The sequence below is a fragment of the Candidatus Contendobacter odensis Run_B_J11 genome (genome assembly GCF_000531125.1).
Classification (GTDB): Bacteria; Pseudomonadota; Gammaproteobacteria; order Competibacterales; family Competibacteraceae; genus Contendibacter; species Contendibacter odensensis.
In genome coordinates this window covers 1-1,777 of record NZ_CBTK010000075.1, presented here as the reverse complement: position 1 = coordinate 1,777, position 1,777 = coordinate 1, and the positions used below count along the sequence as shown (strand labels likewise).

At 61.1% G+C, this 1,777-nt stretch carries 2 protein-coding genes; both read left to right on the top strand.

Going from position 1 to position 1,777, the window contains the following annotated elements:
* The first annotated feature begins 2 nt into the window (after nt 1-2).
* Nucleotides 3-575: an IS607 family transposase gene (locus tag BN874_RS06380; protein ID WP_034431590.1), complete on the top strand. Its 573-nt coding sequence runs from the start codon at nt 3-5 to the stop codon at nt 573-575.
* Nucleotides 560-1,765: an RNA-guided endonuclease InsQ/TnpB family protein gene (locus BN874_RS06375; protein WP_034431589.1), complete on the top strand. Its 1,206-nt coding sequence runs from the start codon at nt 560-562 to the stop codon at nt 1,763-1,765. The genes BN874_RS06380 and BN874_RS06375 overlap by 16 nt, the downstream gene beginning before the upstream one ends.
* The last annotated feature ends 12 nt before the right edge of the window (nt 1,766-1,777 follow it).

Genomic DNA, 1,777 nt, shown 5'->3' with positions numbered 1-1,777 from the left:
CTATGAAACTCAGTATGTGGGCTAAATCGCAAGGATTGTTGTACAAAACCGCCTGGCGGCTGTGGAAGGATGGCAAGCTCCCGGTCCCGGCAGAACAACTGCTCACCGGGACGGTGATCGTGCATCCGCCGGTGGCGGCGACCGAGGGCGGCGTGGCGCTGTACGCCCGCGTGTCCAGCGCGGACCAGAAAGCCGACCTGGAACGCCAGATGGCCCGACTGGCGCTATACGCCGCCGAAAACCGCTGGCGTGTGACCGAAATGGTCAAGGAAGTGGGTTCGGGCCTGAACGGCCATCGGCGCGGCCTGATGCGGCTGTTGCGAGCGCCTGCGGTGACGACCGTGGTGGTGGAACACCGCGACCGACTGATGCGATTTGGCTTTGAATCCGTCGAATCGGCGCTGGCGGCGCACGGACGGGCGCTGGTTGTCGTCGATACCACTGAAGTCGCCGACGATCTCGTGCGCGACCTGACCGAAATTTTAACGTCGATGGGCGCCCGGTTGTATGGGCGGCGAGCGGCAGAGCATCGCGCCAAACGGGCGTTGGAGGCGATGCAATGCGAACCGTCCTGACGCACCGAATTGAACTCAAGCCCAATAAACTTCAAGAGGCGCGGTTCCGGCAATGCGTCGGCGCATCCCGGTTGGCCTACAACTGGGCGCTGGCGGAATGGCAACGGCAGTTTGAGGCGGGCGAAAAACCGAACGAAGCGGCCTTGCGTCGCCAGTTCAACGCCATCAAGCCGATTGAATTTCCGTGGATTCTCGACCTGCCCAAAGCGGTTCCGCAGCAGGCCATCAAGAACGTGGGCCGCGCCTATCAGCGCTTCTTCCAAAAGAAATCCAAGTTTCCGCGCTTCAAGCGGCGCGGCGTCCAGGACTCGGCCCGGCTGGACAATGGCCCGGAGACGTTTGCCTTCGACGGCGAGCGGATCAGGTTGCCCAAAATCGGCTGGGTGACGATGCGCGAGGCGTTGCGGTTCGACGGCAAGCCGTTGTCGGCCACCTTGAGCCGCAAAGCCGACCGCTGGTTTATTGCCATCCCCGTCGAAATGGAACGTCCTGAACCGGTGTGCGAAAGCCCAGCCTCGGTCGGGATTGATCTCGGCATTTCCACGGCCATCACCTTGTCTACCGGAGAGAAAATCGACAGTCCCAAGCCGCTGAAAAAGCATCTCCAGCGGATGAAACGGCGTTCCCGGCAGCATTCCCGCACGCAAAAAGGCAGCGCCAATCGGCGCAAATCGGCGGCCCGACTGGCGAAACTCCATGCCCGCATCGCCCAAGTCCGACAAGACTTCTTGCACAAAACGACTACCGAGTTGACGCAGCGCTTCGGCCTGATCGGCATCGAAGACCTGAACGTCAAAGGGATGATGGCGAACGATAAACTGTCGCGAGCGATCAGCGACATCGGCTTCTACGAGTTTCGCCGCCAGTTGGAGTACAAAGCCGCGTTGTCGGGCGGCACGGTCGTGGTGGTGGATCGCTGGTTTCCGAGTAGCAAAACGTGCTCGGCGTGCGGCGGTTATTGCGAGTCCATGCCGCTGTCCGTCCGCGAATGGACGTGCATCGAATGCGGCGCACACCACGACCGCGACATCAACGCGGCTTTGAATATCCAGCGCGTAGCGCTGGCTACCGTCAGTTGGACGGGAAGTCACGCTTGTGGAGAGGAAGGCGCTGGCCGGAGTCGCAAGACCCCGGTGAAACCGGCCTCGTTGAAGCAAGAAATCACTCATGGATTATTTGTCCATGGTTGATGCAACGGTTGA

What these genes read in the sequence shown, in the direction of transcription:
- BN874_RS06375 (WP_034431589.1), top strand. Translation starts at nt 560, where the DNA reads ATGCGAACCGTCCTGACGCACCGAATTGAACTCAAGCCCAATAAACTT.
- BN874_RS06380 (WP_034431590.1), top strand. Translation starts at nt 3, where the DNA reads ATGAAACTCAGTATGTGGGCTAAATCGCAAGGATTGTTGTACAAAACC.